Source organism: Streptomyces sp. NPDC049970, assembly GCF_040660235.1.
Classification (GTDB): Bacteria; Actinomycetota; Actinomycetes; order Streptomycetales; family Streptomycetaceae; genus Streptomyces.
Genome location: NZ_JBFALP010000066.1, coordinates 1 through 1,014, shown reverse-complemented (window position 1 = coordinate 1,014; position 1,014 = coordinate 1). Strand labels below are relative to the sequence as shown.

The following is a 1,014-nucleotide window of genomic DNA, read 5'->3' as shown; positions in this document are numbered from 1 at the left end:
CCAGATAAAGATCACGCCGGCGGACGGCTCCGACAACGCCTCCATCAACAACTCCGCCGCGGTCACGGTGACCAAGGGCACCCTGACGAACGTGACCATGACCACGGCCGACGGCGAGGCCGTCACCGGGCAGATATCGCCCGACAAGACGAGCTGGAAGCCCAGCGTCCAGCTGAAGCGGGCCACCACCTACAAGGTCTCGGCGACGGCCACGGACGCGAAGGGCCGTGCCGCGCACGAGAACGCGTCCTTCACCACGGTCGCCCCGGCGCACAGCTTCATCGGCACCTTCACCCCGGACAACAACACCACCGTCGGGGTGGGCATGCCGGTGTCGATCAACTTCGACAAGGCGATCACCAACAAGGCGGCCGTCCAGAAGGGCATCACCGTCACCTCCTCCAGCGGGCAGGAGGTCGTCGGCCACTGGTTCGGGTCCAACCGTCTGGACTTCCGGCCCGAGCACTACTGGAAGGAGGGCTCCACCGTCACGCTGAAGCTGGCGCTCGACGGCGTCCAGGGCGCGCCCGGCATCTACGGCGTCCAGCAGAAGACGATCACCTTCCACATCGGCCGCAACCAGGTCTCGTACGTCGACGCCAAGACCAAGCAGATGAAGGTCACGCAGGACGGCAAGACCATCAAGACCATCCCGATCTCCGCGGGCTCTCCCGAGCACACCACCTACGAGGGTCAGATGGTGATCTCGGAGAAGTTCGAGCAGACCCGGATGAACGGTGCGACGGTCGGCTTCACCGACTCCGACGGCAAGGGCGAGTACGACATCAAGGACGTGCCGCACGCCATGCGCCTGACCACGTCGGGCACCTTCATCCACGGCAACTACTGGGGCGCGCCGTCCGTCTTCGGCAACGTCAACACCAGCCACGGCTGCGTGGGCCTGCGCGACGTCAAGGGCGCGGGCGACCCCAGCACGCCGGCCGCGTGGTTCTACAACCACTCGATGATCGGTGACGTCGTGGTGGTGGAGAACACCGGCGACAAGACCGTCCA

1 protein-coding gene is annotated in these 1,014 nt (G+C 65.9%); it reads left to right on the top strand.

Features of this window, described 5'->3' with window-relative positions; all coding sequences use genetic code 11:
• A partial coding sequence (locus tag AB0I83_RS31495) for an Ig-like domain-containing protein (protein WP_363307057.1) occupies positions 1–1,014 on the top strand: 1,014 nt, incomplete at both ends.